Source organism: Massilia arenae (assembly GCF_008014745.1).
In the GTDB taxonomy this organism is placed as follows: domain Bacteria; phylum Pseudomonadota; class Gammaproteobacteria; order Burkholderiales; family Burkholderiaceae_D; genus Telluria; species Telluria arenae.
This window is the reverse complement of sequence record NZ_VPFD01000005.1, coordinates 160,546-185,671: the sequence shown is the minus strand read 5'-3', so window position 1 is coordinate 185,671 and position 25,126 is coordinate 160,546. Positions and strand designations below refer to the sequence as shown.

The window sequence follows — 25,126 nt, the reverse complement described above, 5'->3', positions numbered from 1 at the left end:
GACCAGCTTCGGCGCCTTCCTGATCGCTTGCGAAAGTCATCGCTTACCCAGTCGATTGAAACTGTCTATCCGCGCATGGTACGGGAGTCGTACCGCCGGCAGCGACGATTGTAACAGGATGCTCTTGGGATTTTACAATCTCCGTCTTGCCGGCAGTGACCCGTAATAGAGGGGAGGGGGCTAGGACGTTCCAGTGAATGACCGTTTGGTTTCTGGCCTTCGACCAATCACACGCCGTAAAATGCGGTCTTGATCCACCACGTATAAGACATTCGCATGGAAACCATCGACCAGCGTTATCTCGTCCAGCAAAAAAAGCGCACCGAGGAGGGAAAACCACCCGTATTCGCCAAAGTCATGCGCAGCAAAGACGGCAAGTTCGAAGGCGTGTCCTTCATCAAGAACAAAGAAAAAGCCACCGTCATGACGGTGGCCGAGGCTCAGGAAGTCATCGACTGGGCTGCCAAGAAGAAAGGCAACGCCCACGAATACGACACCAGGATCATTTGCGTTGGACAGTAGCCAGGGATCCGGCGGCACGCGTCAACTGGGCATCCCCCCAGGTCGCCACCACCGGCGGCGCATCGGCTGCCTGTGATCCACGCACCACCAGCTCAATGACCTTGACGCCCCGGACGTCCGCCTTCAACAGCGGCGCCCTGGCGCCAAACGCCACCGACGCGCTTTCGGCCAACAGCTTTCCATCGCCATACACGTAGAAGCGCACCGGCTGGCTGGTGTTCTCGGTCGAATCGTCCACGCCGACCGATGCCGTCAACTGCGCATAGGCGCCATCGTTCTTCACCTGCAGCCGGGAATTCGACAGCACGCCGAGCCCCGACTCGAACACCTGTCCTGCCACCTGCAGGCTCTGGCCATACGGCGTCGTATCCGCCTGCGCGCCGCCCCAGCCCGCGTACTGGGGACGCGAGCCGCCGGAGCGGGTGCTCGACCATGGGTCGATCATGCGGTGGACGGTCGGATCGAGTTGCGGTTGCCGGGTGCCGTCGACGGCGACGTTGATCGCGCCGGGGATCTCCGACAGGTACACGCCGTTTTCCAGCTGCCGCTTGCCGGTCGCCTCGAACACCAGCGTCTCGTGTGGCGCGAGCACGAATTTTTTTTCGCCGGTGAAGGTCGAGCTTTGTTTCGACCACAGGTCACGCAGGGTGACCGGTGCGCTGTCGGACAGTTTCAGGTGGCCTGCCAGCAGGGTCACCGGCGCCGGCGAGGCGCCGCGGTTGAACAAGGCCACCGCCTTGCGCTCGCCGTTGCCCAGCGTCTTGACGATGATCTGCGCATCGTCCGAATCGTAGGTGACCACGCCCTGGTGGCCTGCCTTGTCCTGGTTCAGGCCGACGACCTCGGCGTTGCCGATGACTTCGAGGAAGGAGGCCGGTCCGTTGCGCAGGTCATAGCTGAGCAGCAGCGGCGCGTTGATCATCGCCCACAGCGAGAAATGCGAGCGCACTTCGACCGGGTTGGCGACATCGAATTCGCCGTGGCCGATGTGCAGGATGTCGGGATCGTTCCATTGGCCGGGGCCGGCGTACAGCGCGCGCTTGGCCGCGCTGTCGAAGTTGTGCAGCATGCTGGTCCAGCTCGGCGTGATGTCGGCGCTGGTGCGCCATAGGTTGCCGACGTCCTTGCCCCAGGTGCGCACGTTCGCCATGCCCCAGGCGCAGATCGACAGCACATAGTCATTGTTCGGCCGCGCTTCCTTGAGCGCCGCGGCCACGTCTTCGTAGCGCGCGCGCACCGCCTTGATATCGGTGCGGTTGATCGAGCCGCGTTCGATCAGCGGCGCCGCCGCGCGGTAGTCCTGTTTTTTCACCAGGTCCGAACCCGGCAAGAAGTCGGCCAGCCCGCAGGCGTCGATCTTGATGTAGTCGAAGCCCCACTCCTTGAAGTACAGGTTGATGTCCTGCCTGACGTGCCCCTCCAGCCCCACCTCGCGCTCGGCGGTCGTGCCCTGCGGCAGGTTGGGCGAATGCAGGTCATAGGCTTGCGAACAGGCGTTGCGTCCGATGTCCGTGTAGATGCCGGCTTTCAGGCCCATCGCATGCAGCTTGTCGGTGAATGGCTTGAAGCTGGTCCCGTTCGGCCCGCCGGTGGCGGCCGATGGAAAGATGCCGGTGCGGATCTGCAGCCGGCCGTCGCCGGTGCGGCGCTTCACCCACCAGCCGTCATCGATGTTGACGTGTTTGTAGCCGAGTTTGGCGAGCCCGCTGTCGACCAGCGTTTGCGCGGCGCCGAGCACCTTAGCTTCGTCGACTTCGGTGCGGAACGCGTTCCAGCTGCTCCAGCCCATCGGCGGCGTGCTGGCGCTGCCGCTCGTGGCGCCTTCCCAGCGGCCCGCCGGGGCCAGTGGATCGCCGGCGGGCGTGGCATGCGCCGGCGCACACAACAAGGCCACGGCGGCAGCCAGGCTACCGCAGACAAGTTTCCACGGCTTGGGTTGACTCCTCTTGGTCAAGCGGTCTTTCATCCATATCTCCTTATTGTCGTTGTCATTCGATGATAATCGAAAGAAATTTTCGCCTTACTGTACGCGCAGCGTCGTTCCGACGCGGAACGCCCCCAGTGCGTCATCCCATCCCTGCGACCGCGCGGCATCCGCGGCATTGGCGGGACGCACGCTATAGCGCACGTCGCTGGCAAGCGCGGCGGCGCCATCCGGCAATGCAAGCAGCACGTCGTAGGCGCCGGTGGGTGTGCCGGCCGGCACGGCAAGGCGTGCGTTCACCTTGCTGGTGGTTCCTGGCAGCCAGTCGCGCGGGTCGATCGACGCCAAGGGTATGCGCGCGACCGCGCCGGTCGCGCGGTGCCTGAGCAGGACATGCACGGCGCGTGGATTGAAGGCGCGCGCCCAGCCCCGGTTGCTGACCGTCAGCGCCAGGTCGCCCGACTGGCCGGCCGCGACCGTGGCGCTGTGCCGCAGCGCCGCCAGCTCGAAGCGGTAGCCCATGCTGCGCCTGACTTGCGCCATGCAGCCCTGCGCCTCCCAGCGCGCATGAAACAGCTTGCGGTAATAGGTGTCGTTCAGGTAGGTCAGGCCGAACTGCCGTCCTTCGCGCAGGATGTCCTCGCAGTTCCCGCGCGGCGTCGGATCGACCGCATCGGCCGGATTGCAGGTCTCGCCGCCGAACGGTGTGACGGCCGCCAGCGCCGCGACGTAGTCGCGCTCGCGCTGGCGTGTCGGCGCGTCTTCGCCGTAGGTGCCGACGTCCGTGCTTGATGCCAGGAAGCAGTCGTTGTGCACGCCGATGCGCGCAGCCTTCGAGCCGTCGCGCCAGCGCGGCGCCTGCGGCGCCCACGCCATCAGATAGGGAGGGTAGCGCAGTTGCAGGAATCTGCCTTCCGGCAGCGCCGCGAGCAGCGCGTCGCGAACCCGCGTGCGCGCCTCCGGCAGGGTGAGCCGGTTGGACGATGTATGCCATTCGCCCCAGGCCCCGACGAATCCGGCCTGCAGGTAGGCGATGACGTCCGCATTGGCCGCAAGCACCGGCTCGAGCTGACCGATGTGCTCCAGCACGCGCGCGAGCGGTGCATCCTGCGCCGCCTGGTAGCCGGTTTCGCCCGCCGGGTAGTTATAGAGAAAACGTGGAATCACCTTCAGGCCCGCCCGGCGCGCCCTGGCGAAACCTTCGGACAAGTCCTCGAGCAGGGCGGCTGGCAGCGCGCCACCGGCATGTCGGTCCAGCCGCACCGGCGCATAGACCAGGCGATAGCCGGCCGCGAACTGCGCATCGGCCTCTACTTGCGTCCATGCGGCCAGGTCGTCCGCCGCCCAGACGTACATGCCGCGCTCGGGATTGGCGATCTCTTCGTCCGTTGCCCGGAACGTGGTCTCGACGGTGTCCGCCGCCTGGGCCGAGAAAAGAACCGCCCCGGACAACAGGGCGGCGAGGGGAGAGACAACAAATCGCATCAAAACTTCAGGCTTGCACCGAGGGTGAACGAGCGGCCATAGCGGTAGTAGCCGTTGGGCAGGCTGACGATGCCGTTGGTCAGCTTCGGCGCCTGCTCAGCGTCGGTCAGGTTATTGCCTTCGAGGCTGATGCGCAGCGACTTGTTCACCTCGTAGGCGATCTGGGCCGTGACCCAGGTCATCGAGTTGGCCATCTCGTTGAAGCCGGAACCGATCACATTGGTGGCGGTGACGAAGGAGTCGGTGTAGTCGGCCGTGGTGCTCATGCTCCATGGGCCCTTCTCGTACAGGACGCCCACCGAGGCGGTCGCCGGCGCGATACCCTCGAGCGGGCGTTCCTGGCCGTCGACCCAGCTCTTCGACAGGTTGCGCGTGTATTGCGCACGCACGCCGAAGCCGTTGTCCCACAGGTGCTGCAGGCCGATCTCCATGCCGCGGGCCTTGGCGCTGTCGCCATTGATCGGGCGCTGCACGTTGAACAGGCGTCCACCGGGCGCGCCGATGTCCTGGCCGGTCAGCCACTGGTTGGTGATCTGGTTCTTGATGTTCTTCTGGTAGACCGCGAAGGTCAACGCGGAGCTCTTGGCGTAATACCACTCGAGCGACACGTCGGCCTGGCGTGCAGAGTACGGCTTGAGGTCGGCATTGCCGCCGTAGATCTGCGTGAAGTCGCCCCACGAGATGCTGGCGGTGGTGCTGGACGGCGCCAGCTTGTCGACCGACGGACGCGCCATCGTCTTGGCGGCGCCGAGGCGCAGCTGCAGGTTGTCGGTCAGCGAGTAGGTGAAGTTACCCGATGGCAGTGCGGAGGTATAGCTGGCGTCTTGCTGGATGACCGACGGATCTGCGTAGATGGCAGTGAAGTTGAACGCGCCGTTCTGCAGGATGTCGTTGATCTTCGCGTCCCAGGCCTGGGCGCTGGTCCTGGTGCGCACAAGGCGCACGCCGACGTCCGCGAACCAGCGGTCGCCCGACATGTCCGCCTGCACGAACGCAGCCGTGGTTTTCTCTTCCACGCGGTAGCTTTCCAGCGGGTTGAAGGCGGGCGCCGACAAGGTCGAGCTGTAGACGCCGCCGCCCGGGCGAGGCTTGCCGTCGAGGGCGGCCAGTGCCTGCGCATAGTTGTTGACGTCGAAACCGAGGAAGCTGCGTGGGAAGTTTCCGCTCACGCCGGACAGGAAGCCGCCCGGGCTGAGGGTCTGGTTGATGACGTTGTTGCCCAGGGAGCCCACATTGATCGCATTCTCGCCGGAGTAATGATCCTGGCCCGCATTGAACGCGTTGTTGATCATGTCGCGCGACTTCTTGCGGTTGGTCTGGCTGACGCCGAACTTCAGGTTGTCGACGTTGAACCGGTCTACCCGCCAGTCGGCATCCAGCGTCAGGCCACCGATGCGGTCCTTGATGTTGTCGCCCGTGCGGCTGTAGTAGTGGGTATTGAAGTCGTTGCCGGTGAACAGGCCCTGGGCCAGGCCGGTCTGCAGGTCGCGGCCGTCGGCCAGCGTGGTCGTCACGTCGGGCACGGAAGAGCCGGTGAGGCGGATGCGCGTGGTGTTGGGCTGGTTCATGCGCAGCACGACATAGCTGTCGTTGCCGCCCGAGTTGCGCTCCGAGGTGGAGATGTAGCCGTCGGCCGCCACCTTGAAGGTCGGCGACACCTTCCATTCGGCCCGGGTGCCGTACATGGCGGTATCGACCACGCGGTACTCGGTCTGGTTCAGGACCTCGGGATTGAGGCGCAGCTCGGGGTCGGTGCTGTCCAGGGTCAGGTCGGTCACCACGCCGTTGGAGACTTGCATATTGGACCAGCGGCCCGGCGCGAACAAGGGGTAATACGACAGCTGGTAGCCGACCTGCGGCGAGTCGAGGCGGGTCTTGAAGCCGTCGAAGATGACTTTCACGTCGCTGGTGGGGCGCCACTCCACCTTGCCCGAGAGGGCCATGCGTTCCTTCTTCTCCATGATGGAGCCGAAGCGGAACTGCCCCGGCCCGATCAGGCCTTCTTCTTCGGGATCGAGGATGCCGTTGCCGTTGGGGTCGATGTGGCCGCCCCAGGCGTTGCCACCCTCCCAGAACTGGCTCGGGTCGCTCGGAATCGCGTTGCGGGTCCAGCCGCCATCGTTGCCGGCGGTGTCGGTGCGCACGTCGCGCTTGGCGTAGACCACGCCGAGCAGCACGCCTACCTTGTCACCCCAGGTATTGCTGTAAGTGCCCGACAGCTTCTTGCCGTTGAGGCTGCTCATGTCGTTGTGATCGCCTTCCAGGCGCAGCAAGCCGCGCTGGCCTTTCTGGTCGAACGGGCTGGCCGAGCGCAGGTTGACGAGGCCGCCGATGGCGCCTTCGACCAGTTGCGCCTGGGTCGACTTGACGACGTCGGCGCCGCTGATGACGTCGGCCGGCAGCACGTCGTAGGCGAAGTAGCGGCCGGCGCTGTCGGTGCCCAGCAGGCGGCCGTTGAAGGTGGTGATCGTGTAGTCGGGGCCGAGGCCGCGGATGCTGACCTGCTGGCCTTCGCCGCCGGCGGTGCGCGAGATCGACACGCCGGTGATGTGGCTGAGCGAGTCGGCCACGTTATTGTCGGGGAAGCGTCCGAGCTCAGTGGCGCTGATGCTGTCCTGCACCACAGCCGAGTTGCGCTTGAGCGCCAGCGACTGCTGCAGACTGGCGCGGGTGCCGGTCACGACGACCTGCTCGACCTTGTCGGGATCGACCGTGGTGGCGTCCTCCTGGGCGCGGGCGGGCGCCGTGAGGGTGGCTAGTGCGAGCAGGCAGGCGGAAGTCAGGGGCTTGAGCACGAGGCGGGCGTGACTGTCGGCGTGCGGGCGGCATTGCATATGAGAACTCATTAAACGCTTCCTTTTTTATAAGTTGTTGGAGCAGTACGGCGAGTGCAGGTACACCGGGAAGGCGGACCGGTCGCGCTCACACCATTCGCCGGCCACGGCGCGGGCAAGCTGGTGTGAGTCGAATGATGCTTTCGTTTGATTTCGTAGCACGTTGTCTCTCACGTGTGAAGGTTTCGGTCCTTTGGATATCGAAAGCGTCCGGTATTGCCGTTTCTACAGCGATATTTAGTCTATAGCGAAATCGCGGCGATGACAAAACATCTTTCGATTTTTTTCGAAAGACTTGTTGTATCTGCGTTAAAGCTTTCGTTCGAAAGCTTCATCTGTTTGCTATTAATGTTTGGATGCGCCCTTGGAAGGACGATGGATGCGTCGGGCGGGAGGCGTGGTCAGTTCTTGCGCAGCAGTCCCGCCAACGCTTGTGCTTCCAGCGGCCGCGCGCACAGGTAGCCCTGGTAGGTCGTGGTCAGGTCGAGCACGAAGGAGCGGTCGATCTTGAGCATGTCGAGCGGCAGCCGCTTGAGGTAGGCCAGCGACGAATAGCCGGTGCCGAAATCGTCGATCGCGAAAGTCAGGCCGTGGGCCTTGAGGGACTTGATCTTGCCGATCGCGTCTTCCCTCGTGCGAGGCGCTGCAAGCGCCGCTCCGATTTGCACGCGCGGGCCGGCGCTGCGATGCAGGCGGACGGCTGCAATTGTTTCAAGAGAGGCAAGTACATTTGTACGAATCTGCATTGCTAGGTTACAATATGCCTTTCTGCCGCCAGTCATGGCCTGGCATTCGTCAATGTTCCCCCCCGTCGATGCGGCGCCGAGCGCGCCGGCAAGCATGGGGCGCATTGAGCAGCGTTCGAGATCGCTGTCTTGTCCGGATCGACCCCATGCGCCAGGCAGGGCGCCCTGTGCGGCGTCGTCACCTTGAATGGTGAACCTGGTCCTGTATTCCCACGACGATGACGTCATTGGCCTGGCCGTGTCGGTCATCGAGGGCAATCGCAGGCCACTTCGACCTCGGGAGCTTGCACATCGCGCGACATGGATCGCCCGATATCAAGTTCTGCTGCGCCGTCAATAGACCGTAGGCCCGGGATTCTTCGTCAATTGCGCCATCGCCCGCTCGACGCCGGCCGCGGCGCGCCGATCATCACTCAGGAAATCTACGTGAATTTGCACTACACCATTACCCCGCAAGACCTCGATTCGACAAGGGCGGCGCTTTTAGCTCGCATGAGCGCTCGCATGAAAATGAAGACGATGACTGGCCTGTGCGCGGCCCTGGCCGGCATCGCCGTCCTCGCGTCCGGCCATGTCTATGCCCAACAGGTCGAGAGCGCGCAGGAGGAAGCGGCATCGCCGCTGACGATCGGCGGCGCGATCCGCTTCAATTACGGCCACAAGAGCTGGGACAAGGATCGCCGCAGCGGTTTCGTCGGCCTCGACACGGCGCGCCTGGACGTCAACTACGACGACGGCCGGATGATCGGCTCGGCCCAGTACCGCTACAACAATTACCCGAAGGGGCAGGGCGACTACTGGCAGCATTTCCTGCGCCATGCCTGGGGCGGCGTGCGCTTCGACGACAAGAGCGAACTGCATGTGGGCCTGGACAGCAATCCCTTCGGCCTGCTGCCGTTCGCCTCGATTAACTTCTACGAGTCGATCGCCTTCTATGCCGGCTTCGAAGACAAATACGACCTCGGCGTGAAATACATCAGCAGCCCCGGTCCGGTCGAATGGCAGCTTGCCTTCTTCCCGCGCGATGGCGGTTCCTACGGCGGCGGCAGCAATACGGCGGGCGCCTCGAACCGGTATTCCTACAATATCGTCAAGGATGACGACGAGCAGGGCTACGGCACCGGCCAGACCGACAGCGAGCGCAACACCCTGGTGGGGCGCGTTGTGTGGAATGTGGGGCCCGAGGGCCGCCACCAGTTCGGCTTTTCCGGCCTGACCGGCGAGATCGACAACGGCCGCGGCACCGACACCCGGCGCCACGCCGGGGCGGTCCACTATCGCGGCAACTATGGTCGCGTCAATGTGATGCTGCAGTCGATGCGCTATAGCTACCGCACCGCCCACGGTCCCGAGCAGACCTATGGCGGGCTGGACCCCAACAGCTTCGTCCTGGTCGGCGGTTTCGGCTATCCGTTCCCGGTCGCATCGAAGGGCGACATCCATATCGCCAACATCAGCTACGACCTTCCCGGCAGGATCGGCCCGTTCAGCGGGTTCAAGGTCTACAACGACTACAGCGTCCTGAAAAAGCGCAGCGGCGCCTATCGGGACTCGGTGCAGAACGTGACCGGGATGAGCTTCGGGGCAGGGAAGTGGTCGTTCTATGCGGACCTGATGATGGGCAAGCACCATCCCTATCTGTCGCCGGATCTCGGCGGCCTGGCAGCGACCTCGTCCGCGCACCAGGGGTTCACGCGGCGCATCAATCTGCAGGCTGGTTACTACTTCTGAGGCCTGCGAGAAGCGGGGAATGATATCAAAACGGGTATCGATCTCGTCAAATTCTTGATTGGAATGCCATCACGAAAGGCCCTACCATGCGGGACCGGGCCGTCGGCGCCAGCCGCGAGCGGACCGGAGCGTTGCAGCATCCCGATCGATCCGTTTGAAGGAGTCTTCCATGCCCGGTCCCACTGCCGCTTCCGGCACAGCTTCCACCGTAGCCGGATCGGTGAGGGTCAGCAGCTTCGCCGTCATGTCGCTGCTGTCGAGCCTGTTCTTCATCTGGGGCTTCATCACCGTCATCAATAACACCCTGCTGCCGCACCTGCGCAGCGTGTTCGACCTGAGCTATACCCAGACGACGCTGATCGAATCGGTCTGGTTCGCCGCCTACTTCATCGCGTCGATCCCGTCGGCGCGGCTGATCGAGCGCGTCGGCTACAAGCGGGCGATCGTGACCGGCCTGGCCATCATGGCCGTGGGCTCCCTGTTGATGGTCCCGGCCGCGCGGCTGCCATCGTATGGCGTCACCCTGTTCGCGCTGTTCGTGATCGCCAGCGGCATCACCTTGCTGCAGGTGTCGGCCAACCCCTACGTGACCGTGGTAGGCTCGCCAGAAACAGCCTCGTCGCTCCTGAACCTGGTCCAGGCCTTCAACTCGCTCGGCACGACGCTGGCGCCGCTGTTTGGCGCCTATCTGATCCTGGGGCGCTCGAACTCCGGCACCGCCGAGGCGAACACGGTCCTTACCCAGGCCGAGCGCCTCGCCGATGCCCAGACGGTCCAGCTGCCCTACCTTATCGTGGCGGGTGTGCTGGTATTGCTGGCGGTGGCGATCGCGCGTTTCCCGCTGCCGGCGCTGCATGCCGGCACGCGCCGCGTCAGCAAGGAAGTGCGCGCCACGCTGTCGCTGTGGCGCCACCGGAACCTGGTGCTCGGCATCCCGGCGATCTTCATCTACCTGATCGCGGAAATCGGCGTCGCCAACCTGTTCATCAACTTCGTGGCGCTGCCGGAGATCGGCAACCTGAGCCACGAGCAGGGCGCCCATTACCTGTTCCTGATGTGGGGCGGCATGATGGTTGGGCGTTTTGCCGGCAGCGTCCTGATGCGCCGGGTGGCGGCGCAGCACGTGCTGGCGATGGCCAGCATCGGCGCCTTCATGGTCATGCTGGTCGCCGCGCTGGGAACCGGCCAGGTCGCGCTGTGGGCGCTGGTCTCGGTCGGCCTGTTCCATTCGGTGATGTTCCCGACCATCTTCACGCTGGGCATCCGGGGCCTGGGGCCGCTCACCGAGGAGGGCGCGGGCCTGCTGATCATGGCCATTGCCGGTGGGGCGCTGGTCATCGCGCAAGGCTGGCTCGCCGATACCGTCGGGCTGCAACTGTCGTTCCTCCTGACGGCGGCATGCGAGCTGTACGTGCTGTTCTACGCCGTGTGGGGAGCGCGAGGCGGCCGCCATGCCGGCCGGCCGGACTGAAGGGGGCAGCAGTCAGATCATCGGCGAGAGGATCTGGCTGCGCGCCGCCCAGGACAGCGCCAAGGGCTCCGTAAGACGCTGCCGCAGTCCTTCTTTTCAAGGGTCGACAAGGCGGTGAATCCATCAAGAATATTGTGATTGATTATGCAAATGAGTATAATTCTCATTTGCATTCAATTTCAATTCTTACTGGACCTCTTCATGACCAAGCTTCGGACTCCGCCATCTGCCCAATCCAATCGTCCCACGGAACTGTGCCTGATGATCGGCAGGGTCTGGGGTAGCGCATTTGTTGCCGCGCCGATCGCGCTGCTGGCCGGCGCCGTGCACGCCCAGAACGCCGCGACGCCGCAGATCGAGCAAGTGCTGGTGACCGGCGCCCGCACGCTGGATGAGGCGCCCTACATGAATGGCGGCGTGGCGCGCCGCGGCGGCGTTGGCGTGCTGGGGGCAAGCGACATCATGGACACCCCGTTCAGCACCACGAACTACACCTCGCAGCTGCTGGAAGACCAGCAGGCGCGCACGCTGGCCGACGTGCTCGTCAACGAAGCCTCGGTGCGGGTGCAGACCTCGACCTCCGGCTTCAGCGACGACTTCCAGATCCGCGGTTTCAACGTGGGCAGCGGCGACGTCGGCGTGAACGGCCTGTACGGGCTCGCCTCGGGCAACCGGATGCCGGCGGCGATGATGGACCGCGTCGAAGTGCTGAAAGGCCCTGGCACGTTCATGTATGGCATTCCCCCCGGCGGCAGCTCCGGCGGCAACATCAATATCGTCACCAAGCGCGCGGGCGACAAGCCATTGACGCGCATCACCGGCACCTTCGAGAGCAAGTCGATCTTCGGCACCCACGTGGACGTCGGCCGCCGCTTCGGCGATGCCGGCCAGTGGGGTGTGCGCTTCAACGGCGTCTACCGCAACGGCGACAACACGCTCGACCACAGCAAGACCGAGACCGGCCTGGTCGCGCTGGCGCTCGACTACCGCTCCTCGAACCTGCGCTGGGTGGTCGATGCCTATGCACAGCGCGAGGACACCGACGGTTTCCGCGGCCAGTCCAGCTTCCGTCCCAACGTGACGCGGATCCCGGATGCGCCGTCCGGCAAGAGCGCGATGTATCCGGGCGTCGAACTCGCGATGCGCGATTCGACCATTTCGTCGCGCCTGGAATACGACCTGGCCCCGAACGTGATGCTGTACGCCGCCGCCGGCTACCACTACAACGCCTATGAGCAGGACTTCCCTGCGGCGCGCGGCAACGATGCGATCGACATGGCGGGCAATCTGCGCATCACCAATGCATGGTACGACGCAGCCACCCGCAACAAGACCGGCGAGGTCGGCGCCCGCGCCACCGTCGAAGGGCTGGGCGTGAAGCACATGTTCACCGTCTCGGCCTCGCGCCTGGAACAGGAGTCCGGCAGCTTCTACCTGCCCGGGCCGGCCAGCGCCGCGGTGAATTCGAACATCTATCATCCGGTGCCGCTGCCGGCCATGACCGGGGTACGCCAGTCGCCGACCACGACCTCGGGCACCGAGCTGTCCAGTATTGCCCTCACCGACACCCTGTCGTTCTTCGACAACCGCGTGCTGGTGACCGGCGGCGTGCGCAAGCAGAAGGTCGTCGCGAAGAACATCGCACCGAGCGGAGCCAGCACGACGTCATACGACGAGAGCGCGACCTCGCCGCTGCTCGGGATCGTGGTCAAGCCGATGGCCAATGTGTCGTTGTACACTAACTTCACGTCCGGCCTGACGCGCGGTGGGACGGCGCCCCAGACTGCGGCGAATGCGGGCGAGGTGTTCGCCCCGTATAAATCGAAGCAGTACGAGGCCGGCGTGAAGGTCGAGCAGGGCAAGCTCCTGACCGGCATCTCCGTGTTCCAGATCGATCGTCCGAACGCCGTCACCGATCCGGTCACCACGATCTACAGCATGGACGGCAACCAGCGCAACCGCGGCCTGGAACTGTCGGTCATGGGCGAGGTCGTGCGCGACCTGCGCCTGATGGCCAGCGCGACCTTCTATGACGCCGAACTGCAGAAAACCCAGGGCGGCATAAACGAGGGCAACGACGCCAATGGCGTGCCGAAGCGCGCCCTCAGCGCCGGCCTCGACTGGGATCTGGCGCAGGTGCCGGGCCTGAGCTTCAATGCCCGCGCCATCCACACCTCGGACATCCCGTTCAACGCCGCCAACACGCTGTTCCTGCCATCGTGGACCCGCTTCGATATCGGCGCCCGCTACCGCACCAGCCTGATGGGTCGTCCTGTCATCCTGCGCGCCAGCGTCGAGAACGTCGCCGACAAGGCTTACTGGCTGGCCAACGGCACCTTTGCCACCGCAGCCGCGTCGCGCACCGCGCTGGTGTCGGCGCAGTTCGATTTCTAGGGATGCGCCTGAGGCTCGACGCAGGACAGGAGTGAAAATTGCCGGCTGGCGCCGGCAATTTTTTATTTGGACTCAAGAATGTGTCAGTTGCGAATATGGCCGCATGCTATCTGCTGTCCGGTGCACAAACTAGCTGCTATACTGGTTTCAGGATCATTTAGTGCACTTTAAGGGCGTTGAGCGAATATGGACTGCCATATCGAGATTTTCCAGGACGGCCAGTGGATGGCAGCTGCCACAGCGAGCTTTTCAGACATCGTCCACAACGGCTTCAGGGCCAACGATTGCGTATTCGAGTACGATTTGCCCTACGCTTTCGGTAACGCGCCGTCTCCGGTCTCGCTCGTCCTTCCAGTCGATGCCAGTCGCCATGTCCGCGAGGCCTGGCCGACGTTTTTGTACGATCTCGTACCGCAGGGGAATGGTCGCAAGTTTCTCCTCGATCATCTCAAGCTTCCCGATGCCCAGGCGTCCGATCTCCCGCTGCTCTGCGCAGGCGCCTTCAATCCCATCGGGCGACTGCGGGTCAGGGAAGCCGTGCATTATTACGAGCAGCATGTCGGACGCCATGATGTTGCTGCCGCGGGTTTCGATTTCGATGAATTGCTCGCACGTTCGGCAGACTTCCATGAAGTGATGATGGTCCATGGCATGCTGGCGGCAGGTGGCACTGGCGTGCAGGGAGTCGCCCCCAAATACCTGTTGACCGAAGGGCATGACGGCAAATGGTATCCGGATGCGGCGCTGTCCGACGACCGTGCCCGGCGCCATTACATTGTCAAGCGACCACGCGGGTCATCCGAAGACGATCGCAAGGTGTTGCGCAACGAAGCCGGCTATATGGAAGTCGCTCACCGACTTGGCATCCGTACCTTCGACCTGCCGACATGGCATGAAAACACCTTGTTCGTTCCTCGCTTCGACCGCCGCGCACGGGACGGATACGTAGAGCGCTTTCACCAGGAGAGCGTGGCCTCGATCGCCGAACTGGCCGGTTTCGGTACCCAGGCCAACCAGTTCGAACTGCTGGAGGCAATACGCAAGGTCGTGGACGATCCGACCGAAGAGACCATCGAGTTCATCCGGCGCGACGTGCTCAACCTGGCCATGCGCAATACCGATAACCATGCTCGCAACACAGCGGTGCAATCTGCCGATGGTATCGTTCGCCTGACGCCCCTGTTCGATTTCGCACCGATGTACCTGGACCCCGAAGGCATCACCCGCTCGGCGCGCTGGTATCACCGTGAAACACGCAAGGAACTTCGGCACTGGACGGACATCCTGGATCACCTGGCCTTGTCCGGTCCGGAGCATGCGCAGGTGGTGGACGCCCTGGTCCGCTTTGGCGAACAACTGGCGACCTTGCCCAACTACATGCGCGAGGCAGGCATCGACAATGACATCGTCGAATTCGTCAAACCCAGCGTCGAAGCGCAACGAACCCACATCCTGGCATTGAGGTAGTCATGAGCAGAAGAAAACCGATCGACAAGACGCAGATTCGGGAGCGACGCAATCGCATGCTTGCGTCCGCAGCCGCCGCCAGGCTGTCACTCACCGAGGGCGTACGTGAGATGCGGGCGATTTCCGGGATGACGCAAGAGGAGTTCGCGCGACACCGTGGCGTCAGCGCCAGGGTAATCAAGGCAATCGAACTGGGACAGGGCAATCCGACGATGGCGACGCTGAATCGCATCGGCCAGTTCTTCGGTCTGGAGGTGGCATTCGTTCCGGTGATGCGCGAAGCGCAGGACAACGGTGTCCTGCAACCTGCCGACGATCTTGCTGCGATGGCGAGCGACGATGCCAGCGTGTCGAAAGCGATACTCATCCAGTTCAAGCATGATAGGGACAACGCCGCCGCTGGCATGCACGAAATTGCGGAGGCCATTGCCGAGTTCAAGCATCAGATGAATGCCGCTTTGCAGCAACTTAAACAGACGGCCGCTATGGGCGATTCGACCCAGCTGCCTGGGCCGGGAAACAGCACCGTGCCTGATGACACCGCGACGACCAAACCGCTTGTCCGTACAAGAAAGAAGCTGCGCTCACCCTGATGCAGGCAACAGTCGGACTACGTCGGACGGTCGAGGTTCCTGGTGGGTGTGGCGATGCCGTTCTACCTCGTCAGCCCAGCGCTTTCACGATCTCTTCCGCCAGCGGACCGGCCGAGGCGGGATTTTGCCCCGTCATCAGTCGGCCGTCGACGATCACCTTGACCTGCCAGGGATCGGCCGCCGAGAACTGCGCGCCTTCCGCCACCAGCGCATCCTCGAGCATGAAGGGCACGTCTGCCTTCGCGTAGTTTTCTTCTTCGCGGTTCGAGAACGCGGTGAGCTGGCGGCCCTTGATGAGCGGCGCGCCATCCTCGGTCTTCACCCCGAGCAGGGCGCAGGGGCCATGGCAGACCGCGGACACGATCAGGCCGGCGTTCCAGGCGCGCGCCAGGGCCTGCTTCACGTCGGGATTCGTGACCAGGTCCGCCATCGGGCCCAGGCCGCCGGGGACGAAGACGGCGTCGTAGTCGAGCACGTCCACTTCGGCCAGGCGGCGGCGGCGCGCCAGGCGGCGGATCGACTTGCTGTTGCGGTAGACCGCCTGGGCCGGGTCGCTCTCGTCGTAGCCGTCGTCCGACGGCGCGCCGCCCAGCGGCGAGCAGTATTCGACCGCCACCCCGTGCCGTTCGAACACCTCGACCGGGTGCGCGATCTCGGGGAAGAAGTAGCCTGTCGGGCGCTTGTGCGGACCGATTTCATGGGTGTTGGTCACGATGAACAGGACGTGCTTCATGCTCATGAGGTTCTCCTGGAAAGTGAATGGTCCGGCAGGGGAGTGGGGGCAGGTAAGGCCGCTTACTGCGCGGCGTCGCTGCCCTCGACCAGCAGCATCCGGTAGTCGGCGCCAAGGTGGCGGCGCTCGCGCGCCTGCCGGTAGGCCGGGCTGTCATACCATGCCCGCGCCGCCGCCATATCGGGAAAGCGCAGGATGGCGACGCCCTCGGCGGCTGGGCCCTCCAGCACCTCGAGCGCGCCATAGAAGGCGAGCCGGGTGATGTCGTGGCCGGCGCGCGCGGCGGGCGCCGTTTGCGCGTACTGGTCCATCTGGGCCTGGTCGGTGGTTTTTTCGCGGATGAAGACGACGTATGCTGACATGGATTCCCTTTAGTTCGGTTCGCCGAAAGGTCATCGGCGCCATATCAGCATAATCGTCATCGTCCGGCGATGAAAGTTAAAGACGGTAAATCCTGCGGGTATGAATCGCGATCCATTTTTCACCGTGAAGCATCGGCTGGTACGGAGCCGATGATCCGGTCGCCCATGCGCCGCCCAGCCTCGAGCATCAGGCGGCCGGCGCGCAGTTGCAGCGCTTCCCACTCGCGCAGCCGCTCTTCGACCGGCACCTCGGTGCGCTGCAGGGCCTGGGCCAGGAACAGCGCATTGGCCGCGGCCTTGGCAGCGCCGCCGGCCGTATGCGGGCGCGGCACCGAGGCGGCGTCGCCCACCAGCACCACCCGGCCCGACACCATGCGCGGACTGTCCAGGTCCAGGATCGCCTGCACGAAGGGTTCGGCGGTCAGGCCGACCAGGCGCGCGAATTGCGGCGCCAGACTGCGTGCGGCGTCTTCGCGCAGCGCCGTCGCGTGCTCGGGCCGCAGCGCGCCGGGCGGCAGCGAGAACGCATGCTGGCGGCCCCCGGCGTCGGTCATCACGCCGGGCAGGCGTTCCGGCGCCAGCTTGCGGTGCCAGACCCAGTTCCAGCGCCGCGCGCCGGGCGCGAGCGAGCGGTCCTCGCCCGGCACCAGGTATTCGAGGAACATGTGGTCCGGGCCCTGCTGGAAGGCGAACACGCCGTCGAGCAGCGCCCGGTCGTCGCCGCTGAGCGCCGGCTCGGGCACCAGGCCGCGCCAGGCGACGTAGCCGGCGTAGTCGGACGCCAGCGCCGGCAGCAGTTGCCGGCGCACCGTCGAGCGCGCGCCGTCGGCGCCGACCAGCAGGTCGCCGGTCTCGCTGCGCCCGCCGGCGAAATGGGCGCGCACCTGGCCACCCGCCTGCTCGAAGCGCAGCAGGGTTTCGCCCGGATGCACCTGCGAGTCCGGCAGCGCGGCGCGCATCAGCGCGTGCAGCATATTCCACGAGGTCTGGGTCTGCGGCTGGTAGCCGCGCTGCACGACGGTGCCGTCACGGTCGAGGAAGATGCGGTCGCCGGACGCCACGCCCAGCGCGCCGGGATGGCGCAGGCCCGCGAAGTGGAAGGCGTGCAGCACGTCGGGCTGCAGCACGATGCCGCCGCCGCGGCTGTCGAGGGCGTGCGGCGAACGCTCGAACACGTCTACCCGCCAGCCGATGGCGCGCAGGGTGAGCGCGGTAAACAGGCCGCCGAGGGAGCCGCCGATGATGATGGCGCGCGGTGCGGTGGTGTCGGTCATGGCGGCTCCGGATGATCAGGGTAAGCACATTATCCGGGGGCTGCGTACCGCCGCCTATCGGCGCATCGGATAGGGCGGGGCATACCTGGGTATGAGTCCGCCGCTTCACGATACTGGAACTTCGTCGCATTTATTGTCGTGCGGCAATGTTGCTTGTCGGCGCCGGGGCTAGGATGCAGTAACGGTCCGGGCGCCGGTCCGGTCGAGGAGGTAACTCTGCCATGGTGCATGACAAGTCCGTCAGCGAAGTCGCCGCCGAGCTGCGGCAAGTGTGGCGCGCAGCGTCCGGATTCCTGCTCAGTATCGAGCTATGGCTGATGGTGCTGGTGGCCGCCAGCATGGTCGCCGGGTTCTGGCTGGCCTTCATGGGCCAACCATCCTGCCTGCTGGCCTTCGGCTTCGCGCTCGGCTACCCGGCGCTGCGGGTCGTGCTGCACCTGAAGGGGCGCCTCGCCTGGCCTTTCTTCTGAGGCTGCCGGCGGGCGCGCCTCTCATCCACCTCAATAAATCTCTTGGACGATCCGGTAATCGCGGTCCGAGACCGGCACGAAGCGCGCGACGTTCAGCTTGTCCAGCACGTCTGCGCTCTGCGGGCCGCCGCGATTGAAGAAGGCGCCGCGTATCTTCTCCTGCAAGTCGTCGCACAGCTGGCCCCTGAACACGAAGGGGTCGGTCGGGATCGGGCCGGAGCGCCACACGACCCGGATCTGGCGCTCCCTGGCTGGATTCGAGGCCATCTCCGTCGCCAGGTTCTGGCTGCCGACGAAGGCGGCGTCGATCTGGCCGGCCAGCACCCGGTTGATCGACTGGGTATGGCTGCCCGAATAGCCGACCTGGGAAAAATACGCTTCCAGCGGCCGGCCGACCTGTTTCGCAAATACGTGGCGCGGGATCAGGGCGCCCGAGGTGCTCTCGGGATCGACCAGCGCCAGGCGTTTTCCGCGCAGCGCCCCGACGTCCATGATCGCGCTGCCGGCCCTGACGATCAGCAGCGAGTGATAGAACGCGCCGGCCGGCTGGAACCTGCTCGCCTTGTTCGCATAGTTGGCGAACGGCGTGAGCATGGGATCGGCGCGCCTGGCGGACACGTAGGACGCGGGCCCCAGCCGGGCCAGCTGGACCGCGCCGGACAGCAGGGCTTCGACCACCGCCCCGTACGAGGGCGCCGCATAGATCTCCACCGGGATGCCCAGCGCCGCCCGCAGCTGGTCGAGCAGCGGCTGCAGATCCGCGATCTCCTTCCTGACGTCGCCGCGCGGGATGATGGAAAAGCGCAGCCGGTTCGGCCGTTCGCAGGCCGCCGCCAGCGCCGGCGCGCCATGCGCGGAGAGGGCCGCCAGGAGCGGCAGCTGCATGAGGGTCCGGCGGCGGGGATCGGGGTTCATGTCGGCTGGAAGGATAGGTACTGCTTGTGGAGGAGAGGCGCAATCTGCGCCGCGGCGCACGGGCGCTGCAGGTAGAAGCCCTGCACCTGGTCGCATCCGGCGGCCTTCAGGTGCACCAGCTGGTCGCGCGTCTCGACCCCTTCGGCCACCACGGTCAGGCCCAGGTTGTGGGCCAGCGAGATGGTCGAGGCGACGATCACCGCGTCGTTGGTGTCGTTGCGGATGTCGCGGATGAAAGAGCGGTCGATCTTGACGGTATGGATCGGGAACTGCTTCAAGCGCGAGAGGCCCGAGAAGCCGGTGCCGAAGTCGTCGAGCGCCATCCGGATGCCGGCGCCGGCGAGGGCGTCGAGGTTGCGCTGCGCCAGTTCCGCATCCTCGATCAGGCTGCTCTCGGTAAGTTCGATCTCGATCAGCTCGGGTGCGATGCCGTGCAGGGCCAGTGCGCCCAGGAAGTCTTCCAGCAGCCGTTCGTCGCGCAACTGGCGCGCCGAGACGTTGATCGCCACCGGCACCAGCGGCACGCCGTCCGCCCGCCACTGCGCCAGCTGGCGGCACACGGCGTCGATGATCCAGCGCCCCAGCGGCGCGATGAAGTCCTGTTCCTCGGCCAGGGGGATGAAGTCGCCCGGGAAGATCAGGCCATGGTCGGGGTGCTGCCAGCGGACCAGGGCTTCCAGGCCGACGATCTGCAGGGTGTCGAGCGTCAGCTTGGGCTGGAAGTGCAGGCAGAATTCGCCGTCCTGGATGGCGGGCCTGAAGCGCGCGGCGAGCTCCGAGTGCAGCGCATTGGAAGCGTTCAGCGAGGCGTCGTAGAAGCTGAAGAAGCCGCGTCCGCGCGCCTTGACGCTGTACATCGCCTGGTCGGCATGCAGCAGCAGCGCGTCCAGCTGCTGGCCGTCGCGCGGATACAGCGCAATGCCGACGCTGGGACTCGTTTCGACGTCGTGGCCGTCGAGGTTCGTATAGACCGCCGACAGGCCCTGCACCAGCTTGCCGGCGAGCTGGGCGACGAATTCCTCCGACGGCACCTCGGACAGCAAGACCACGAACTCGTCGCCGCCCAGCCGGGCAACCAGGTCGTACTCGCGCACGGCGCCGCGCAGGCGCGCGGCCACCGCTTTCAGGAGCTGGTCGCCGACGCCGTGGCCCAGGGTGTCGTTGATCACCTTGAAGCGGTCGAGGTCGAAGAACAGCAGGGCATACAGGTTGCGGCTGCGCCTGGCCCGCTTGAGTTCCGCCGACGCCATCTCCTGGAACATCCGGCGGTTGGCCAGCCCCGTCAGGTGGTCTTGCGAGGCCAGCGCGAGGGCGCGGCTCTTTTCCTGCTCCAGCTGGGCGATCAGGCGCTGCTTTTCCTGTTCCGAAACGGCCACGGCGCTGTGCAGCCGCTGCTGTTGCCACAGGCCGGCCGCGATGCCGATCGTGATGACCAGCACCAGCAGAGAATAGGCGCCCGCGCGCAGGAAGTACGAGCGGTGCTGCGCATCCAGCTGTCCCAGGACGACCGCCGGATCCTGGATCACGGTCACCCGGATCGGGATGTCGGCCAGGACTTCGCGGGCAACGATGGCGCCGGCGGCGGGCTCCATCATCCCCGTCGCGCGCGACGCCGCGGGCAACAGGATCCCGCCCTGCATGACCGCCAGCGGCGCGCCGTCCTGGTGGACGATCTCGATGCGTCCTTCCGGCCCCAGGTCGACGTTGCGGTAGCTGCCTAAAAAGTAGCCCAGGTCGACCATCGCGCCGTAGTGGCCCCGGTCTCCGTCCAGCCGGACCAGGACCGGCAGGCGCCAGGGATACTTGCCGCTCGCGGCGGGGTGCCCGAACGCCATCGCCGGCGCGTCGGGCGGGGCGCCGCCGGTGCCCTCGAGAAGCTGCTGCAGCTCGGGTTCCCGGTCCTGGTTGGCGGACGAGTACACGAGGGCGCCGCCGGCGTCGAACAGCGCGGCGCGCACATAGGCCGAGTCGCCGACCATTTGCGGATTCAGGTGGAGGGCGCTGGGCTGCGCCCCAGTCGCTTCGCTGGCGGCGATGCGCGCATAGAGCGTGGCCCGGCCCAGCACTTCCTCGAGATTGGTCGCGACGATCAGGACGATGTTTTCGCTGCTGGTGGTCGCCGCCTGGCGCGCGACGGTTTTCTCCTGCTCGGCGCGATCGAAGTAAAAGGCCCAGATCGAAAGCACGATCGTGAGTCCGAGCACGCAGGTCACGGGCAGCAGGGCATTGGGGCTGACCAGTGACAGGACGCGGCGGCGCAGGATGGCGAATGGAAGAGGGGTGGAGGCAGGCACCGGGCTGTCATTTATCGAACCGAACGAGCCATGCTAACAACGTCACGTGACAGGTCCATGACATGGCGATGTCAGGCGTGCTTGCTGAATTGTCAAGTCTGCTATGCTTTCCGCTTGCAGCCCATTTGCTTCTCATGGAGGATCGCATCGATGACGTTTGACCCTTGCGCCAAGCCGCGCAACCTTTATTGGACCCGGCTCGCCGTCGCCGTCGCTCTGGCTGTCACGACGATAGGCGGCAGCGCCGCCCAGGCCCATGAACCCGCCCAGGCGACGGCGCCGCAATGGCGCCAGCAAAGTGACGCTTCCAGACCTACCGCGCGCCACGAGAACGGCTTCGTGGCGGTGGCCGGTCGCCTGATCCTGCTTGGCGGACGCGGCGAACGGCCCCTGGAGATCTACGACCCGGCCAGCGGGCGCTGGACCAAAGGCGAAGCGCCGCCATTCGAGATCCACCATCTGCAGGGCGTGGAGTTCGGCGACAAGCTATACGTGCTCGGCGCCCTGACCGGCAAGTTCCCGGAAGAGTCTCCGGTGCCGCACGTGCTGATCTACGATCCTGCGGTCGACCGCTGGAGCAAGGGTCCCGAGATTCCACCGCAGCGGCGGCGCGGCGCGAGCGGCGTGGCGGTGCATGACGGGATCATCTACCTGGTCGGCGGCAACCGCCGCGGCCATATGAGCGGCTACGTCGCCTGGCTCGACGCCTTCGATCCGGCCACCGGCCGCTGGACCGAACTCCCCGACGCACCGCATGCGCGCGACCACTTCCACGCCGCAGTCATCGACGGCAAGCTGTATGCGGCGGGCGGACGCCGCTCCGCGCACGACCTGGGCAACGCGCTGGCGCAGACCGTCGGCGAGGTCGACGTCTACGATTTCAGGGCGAAGCGCTGGAGCACGCTCCCTGCGCCGCTGCCGACGCAGCGCGCCGGGACCGCCAGCGCCGTCATCGACGGCAAGCTGGCGGTGATGGGCGGTGAGAGCATGAAGCACGAACACGCGCACCGCGAAGTCGAGGCCTGGGACCCGAAAAGCGCCCGCTGGCACACGCTGCCTGCCTTGCCGGTCGGCCGCCACGGCACCCAGGCCGCCACGCTGGACGGCAAAGTATATCTTGCGGCCGGCAGCGGCAACCGCGGCGGCGGGCCGGAGCTGGACGATCTCTGGCGCATCGAGCCTGGCAAGCCCGGTAAGCCCACTGCGCGCGATCCCGCCTACGATGCCTTCTCCCTGATTCCCGAGGCGCCGGGATCCGGCTGGATCGATGCGACCCTGCCGAATGTGCCGGTCGCACCGGCCCTGCACGCGACCGACTCGGTGTTCATCGACGTCGACCACGACGGCGACCTGGATGTCGTGATCTCGGTGGAGCACGGCGTCAATCGCCTGTACCGCAACGATGGCGGCGGCAAGCTGACTTACGTCCCCGACGCCTTCGGCACCCGCATGCACGACAGCGAACACGTGCGCGCCGCCGATTTCAACCGCGACGGCCATATGGACGTGGTGTTCGTGGCCGAGGCGGATGAGCACCACCAGCTCTACCTGGGCGACGGCAAGGGCGGCTTCGTCGACGCCAGCGCGCGCCTGCCGGCCCACAGCCAGGGCAATGGGCTGGCGGTCGGCGACGTCAATGGCGACGGCCTGCCCGACATCTTCATCGGCAGCACCGGCGAGGCGGGCGGTGGCAAGGAGGTGCCGGCCAAGAACCTGCTGTTCCTGGGCGACCCCAAGCGGCCCGGCTACTTCATCGATGCCTCCGCCACCCACCTGCCGCAGGCGAACGACCAGACCGAGGGCGCGGTGCTGGCCGATATGGATGGTGACGGCCATCTCGACCTGGTGCTGGCCAGCCCCAGCCAGCCGAATCGCCTGCTGATCAACGACGGCAAAGGGCGTTTCAGGGAAGAGTCGCACCGGCTCGAGCTGAAGGTGCCGATGGAGACCCGCGAAGTGCACGTGTTGGACGTGAACGGCGACGGCAAGCTCGAGATCGTGTTCTTCAATATCACGAGCAATAACGCCGGCTGGGAGAAAGACCCGCAAACGCGCCTGCTGGTCAACGACGGCAAGGGCAACTACCGCGACGAGACCGCGGCGCGCCTGCCGGCGCACACCTTCTCGAGCTGGGCCGGCACGGTGGTCGATTTCAATGGCGACGGCGCGCCGGATTTGCTGGTCGGGGCGATCGAGGTGCCGGGCTTCGTGCCGCTGCAGCCGCGCGCCTGGCAGAACGACGGCAAGGGCAATTTCAAGGAGGTGACCCTGGCGGTGCTGCCCGGTGTGACCGTCGGCCGCAGCTGGAGCATGGGCCGGGGCGACCTCGATGGCGACGGCAAGGATGACGTCTTCATCGGCGGCTGGGGAACCCAGGCGCGCCTGCTGCTCAGCGACATCAAGAAGCACCAGGCGTCGCTGCCGCCGGTGCCGAAGCTGGAGAAGAAGAAGCGGTAAGGACTAGCGCGCCGGCCTGAGGACGAATTCCGTGATCTCGGCCGGCACCCCGAGCCGGATCGGGAACCCGTTCCACAGCCCGGTGCCATTGCTGACATACAGCTCCATCCCTTTGACGCGGTAACTACCCGAGACGTAGCCGCCATTCGCGCGTTTCACCACCTGGTCGACACCCCGGATCATCCCGCCATGGGTATGGCCCGACAGTTGTACGTCGATCCCGGCTTCGGCATTGGCGGCGACGCCGATCGGCTGGTGGCTGAGCAACACGACCGGCGCATCCGGCGCCGCGCCTTCGAGCGCGCGGCGCGTGTCCGGCCCTTCCATGCCGAAGCGCGGCGCCACCCGGTCGGTCACGCCGGCAATCGTCAGGCGGCCGCCATCGTGCTCGATCGTGGCGTGGCGGTTGACCAGCACGCGCATGCCAAGTCCCTCGAAGACGCCGGTCCAGCGCTCGGCGCCGAAATAATATTCGTGGTTGCCCAGGCTTGCGATGACGCCGTGGCGCGCCGCCAGGTCGGCCAGCGGCCGCACGTCGCCCGCGCGCGCCTGCGGCGAACCGTCGATCAGGTCACCGGTGATGACGACCAGGTCGGGTCGCAGCGCATTGCTGCGCTCGACCACCTCGCGCACCCAGTCCCCGTGCATCAGGCGGCTGATGTGCAGGTCGGTCAGCTGCACCATCCGGAACCCGTCCAGGGCCGGGGGCAGGTCGCGGATCGCCAGCTCGACCCGGCGCACCTCGGGCACCCCGATCGCCTGGCCCACGCCGACCGCCGACAGCAGGGTGCCGGCGGCAAGGACGGCATACCGCACACGAAGCGTCAGCCGTGCATCGACGGCGCGCCCGCGGCGCAGCGCCCAGGCGGCCAGCAGGGCCAGGTCGGCCAGCAGCTGCAGCAGGAGCGCCAGCAGGAAGCTGCAGTACAACCAGCCCAGCAGGATGATGAAGATGCGCGGGATCTCGGGCGAATACATCGTGCCGAACACCCAGCGCTGGATCATGTGGTGCTGGCAGACCAGCAGCAGGGCGAGTCCCAGCCCGATCCGGGTGTAGCGGTGCAGGGGAAGGGGAACGATCAGGCGCAGTACGAAGTACAGGTAGGCAAGATAAACATAGGGGAAAAACACAGCGGCAACTTTCTTGTCTCTGGTTAAGTTGCCGCGATGATATCGCACTCTGCCCAGGGGGGCCGGGCCGCGCGCGGTTTATCGTCGTTTACTAAACTTCGCTAAACTTCGCCCGTTCCGCGAAAGACTGTTGAGTGAAAGTTCTTTCCTTTGTATAAATTCGCTTGTTGTTACACGAAGACCCCTGCTATGCACGCGGCATCACTGTCGTTTAGTAAATCCCTGTGAACGCTATCATTCCAGCGTCCGCGCATCCGGGGAAAGCACGGCATGCCGCTCCATGGAACCCGAAAGGTTCCGCCTAAAAGAAAGCCCGCCACAGG

General features: G+C 65.5%; 18 protein-coding genes. 8 read left to right on the top strand and 10 right to left on the bottom strand.

Annotation, left to right across the window (positions count from 1 at the left end):
• Nucleotides 1-276 precede the first annotated feature (276 nt).
• Nucleotides 277-522: a hypothetical protein gene (locus tag FVD38_RS07055; RefSeq protein WP_147934158.1), complete on the top strand. Its 246-nt coding sequence runs from the start codon at nucleotides 277-279 to the stop codon at nucleotides 520-522.
• Here FVD38_RS07055 and FVD38_RS07050 read toward each other — a convergent pair.
• The 4 genes from FVD38_RS07050 to FVD38_RS26770 form a co-directional block, all read right to left on the bottom strand.
• Nucleotides 503-2,488 carry an NPCBM/NEW2 domain-containing protein gene (locus FVD38_RS07050; RefSeq protein WP_147934157.1) on the bottom strand — a complete coding sequence of 662 codons (1,986 nt, stop codon included), beginning with the start codon at nucleotides 2,486-2,488 and terminating at the stop codon, nucleotides 503-505. The two genes, FVD38_RS07055 and FVD38_RS07050, sit on opposite strands and share 20 nt — an antisense overlap.
• A gap of 54 nt (nucleotides 2,489-2,542) precedes the next feature.
• Entirely contained in the window at nucleotides 2,543-3,931 is a 1,389-nt protein-coding gene (locus FVD38_RS07045; protein WP_147934156.1) for a DUF4832 domain-containing protein, read from the bottom strand.
• The gene (locus FVD38_RS07040) at nucleotides 3,931-6,777 is read right to left on the bottom strand and encodes a TonB-dependent receptor (RefSeq protein ID WP_147934155.1); all 2,847 of its coding nucleotides are present in this window, start codon (nucleotides 6,775-6,777) and stop codon (nucleotides 3,931-3,933) included. The genes FVD38_RS07045 and FVD38_RS07040 overlap by 1 nt, the downstream gene beginning before the upstream one ends.
• Nucleotides 6,778-7,166: 389 nt before the next feature.
• On the bottom strand, nucleotides 7,167-7,547 hold the full coding sequence (locus tag FVD38_RS26770; protein ID WP_229493490.1) for an EAL domain-containing protein: 381 nt from the start codon (nucleotides 7,545-7,547) through the stop codon (nucleotides 7,167-7,169).
• A 468-nt stretch (nucleotides 7,548-8,015) separates the two neighbouring features.
• Between FVD38_RS26770 and FVD38_RS07030 the strand changes: the two genes are divergently transcribed.
• The 5 genes from FVD38_RS07030 to FVD38_RS07010 all read left to right on the top strand — a co-directional run bounded on the left by FVD38_RS07030 (nucleotide 8,016) and on the right by FVD38_RS07010 (nucleotide 15,167).
• On the top strand, nucleotides 8,016-9,242 hold the full coding sequence (locus tag FVD38_RS07030) for a hypothetical protein (protein WP_229493475.1): 1,227 nt from the start codon (nucleotides 8,016-8,018) through the stop codon (nucleotides 9,240-9,242).
• Nucleotides 9,243-9,411: 169 nt separating this feature from the next.
• Nucleotides 9,412-10,713, top strand: coding sequence for a sugar MFS transporter (locus FVD38_RS07025; RefSeq protein WP_147934152.1), 1,302 nt, complete (start codon nucleotides 9,412-9,414; stop codon nucleotides 10,711-10,713).
• Between the two features lie 261 nt (nucleotides 10,714-10,974).
• On the top strand, nucleotides 10,975-13,107 hold the full coding sequence (locus FVD38_RS07020; protein ID WP_229493473.1) for a TonB-dependent receptor: 2,133 nt from the start codon (nucleotides 10,975-10,977) through the stop codon (nucleotides 13,105-13,107).
• A 186-nt stretch (nucleotides 13,108-13,293) separates the two neighbouring features.
• Nucleotides 13,294-14,574 carry a type II toxin-antitoxin system HipA family toxin gene (locus FVD38_RS07015; RefSeq protein ID WP_147934150.1) on the top strand — a complete coding sequence of 427 codons (1,281 nt, stop codon included), beginning with the start codon at nucleotides 13,294-13,296 and terminating at the stop codon, nucleotides 14,572-14,574.
• 2 nt (nucleotides 14,575-14,576) lie between these two features.
• Nucleotides 14,577-15,167, top strand: a complete 591-nt coding sequence (locus tag FVD38_RS07010) for a helix-turn-helix domain-containing protein (RefSeq protein ID WP_147934149.1) — start codon at nucleotides 14,577-14,579, stop codon at nucleotides 15,165-15,167.
• A gap of 70 nt (nucleotides 15,168-15,237) precedes the next feature.
• Here FVD38_RS07010 and FVD38_RS07005 read toward each other — a convergent pair whose 3' ends face one another.
• The 3 genes from FVD38_RS07005 to FVD38_RS06995 form a co-directional block, all read right to left on the bottom strand.
• Nucleotides 15,238-15,906 (bottom strand): type 1 glutamine amidotransferase domain-containing protein, encoded by a 669-nt coding sequence (locus FVD38_RS07005; protein ID WP_147934148.1) that lies wholly within the window; start codon nucleotides 15,904-15,906, stop codon nucleotides 15,238-15,240.
• A gap of 56 nt (nucleotides 15,907-15,962) precedes the next feature.
• Entirely contained in the window at nucleotides 15,963-16,262 is a 300-nt protein-coding gene (locus FVD38_RS07000; protein ID WP_147934147.1) for a DUF1330 domain-containing protein, read from the bottom strand.
• A 119-nt stretch (nucleotides 16,263-16,381) separates the two neighbouring features.
• Entirely contained in the window at nucleotides 16,382-17,536 is a 1,155-nt protein-coding gene (locus tag FVD38_RS06995; protein WP_147934146.1) for an FAD binding domain-containing protein, read from the bottom strand.
• A 221-nt stretch (nucleotides 17,537-17,757) separates the two neighbouring features.
• On the opposite strand from FVD38_RS06995, the gene FVD38_RS06990 reads away from it, so the two are divergent.
• Nucleotides 17,758-18,006, top strand: coding sequence for a hypothetical protein (locus FVD38_RS06990; protein WP_147934145.1), 249 nt, complete (start codon nucleotides 17,758-17,760; stop codon nucleotides 18,004-18,006).
• A gap of 30 nt (nucleotides 18,007-18,036) precedes the next feature.
• On the opposite strand, the gene FVD38_RS06985 is transcribed toward FVD38_RS06990, so the two are convergent.
• Both FVD38_RS06985 and FVD38_RS06980 read right to left on the bottom strand, forming a co-directional pair.
• Nucleotides 18,037-18,891 carry a phosphate/phosphite/phosphonate ABC transporter substrate-binding protein gene (locus tag FVD38_RS06985; RefSeq protein WP_147934144.1) on the bottom strand — a complete coding sequence of 285 codons (855 nt, stop codon included), beginning with the start codon at nucleotides 18,889-18,891 and terminating at the stop codon, nucleotides 18,037-18,039.
• Between the two features lie 26 nt (nucleotides 18,892-18,917).
• The gene (locus FVD38_RS06980) at nucleotides 18,918-21,215 is read right to left on the bottom strand and encodes a putative bifunctional diguanylate cyclase/phosphodiesterase (RefSeq protein ID WP_229493471.1); all 2,298 of its coding nucleotides are present in this window, start codon (nucleotides 21,213-21,215) and stop codon (nucleotides 18,918-18,920) included.
• 150 nt (nucleotides 21,216-21,365) lie between these two features.
• On the opposite strand from FVD38_RS06980, the gene FVD38_RS26620 reads away from it, so the two are divergent.
• Nucleotides 21,366-23,672, top strand: coding sequence for an FG-GAP-like repeat-containing protein (locus FVD38_RS26620; protein WP_222706894.1), 2,307 nt, complete (start codon nucleotides 21,366-21,368; stop codon nucleotides 23,670-23,672).
• 3 nt (nucleotides 23,673-23,675) lie between these two features.
• On the opposite strand, the gene FVD38_RS06965 is transcribed toward FVD38_RS26620, so the two are convergent.
• Nucleotides 23,676-24,803, bottom strand: coding sequence for a metallophosphoesterase (locus tag FVD38_RS06965; protein ID WP_147934143.1), 1,128 nt, complete (start codon nucleotides 24,801-24,803; stop codon nucleotides 23,676-23,678).
• Nucleotides 24,804-25,126: the final 323 nt, after the last annotated feature.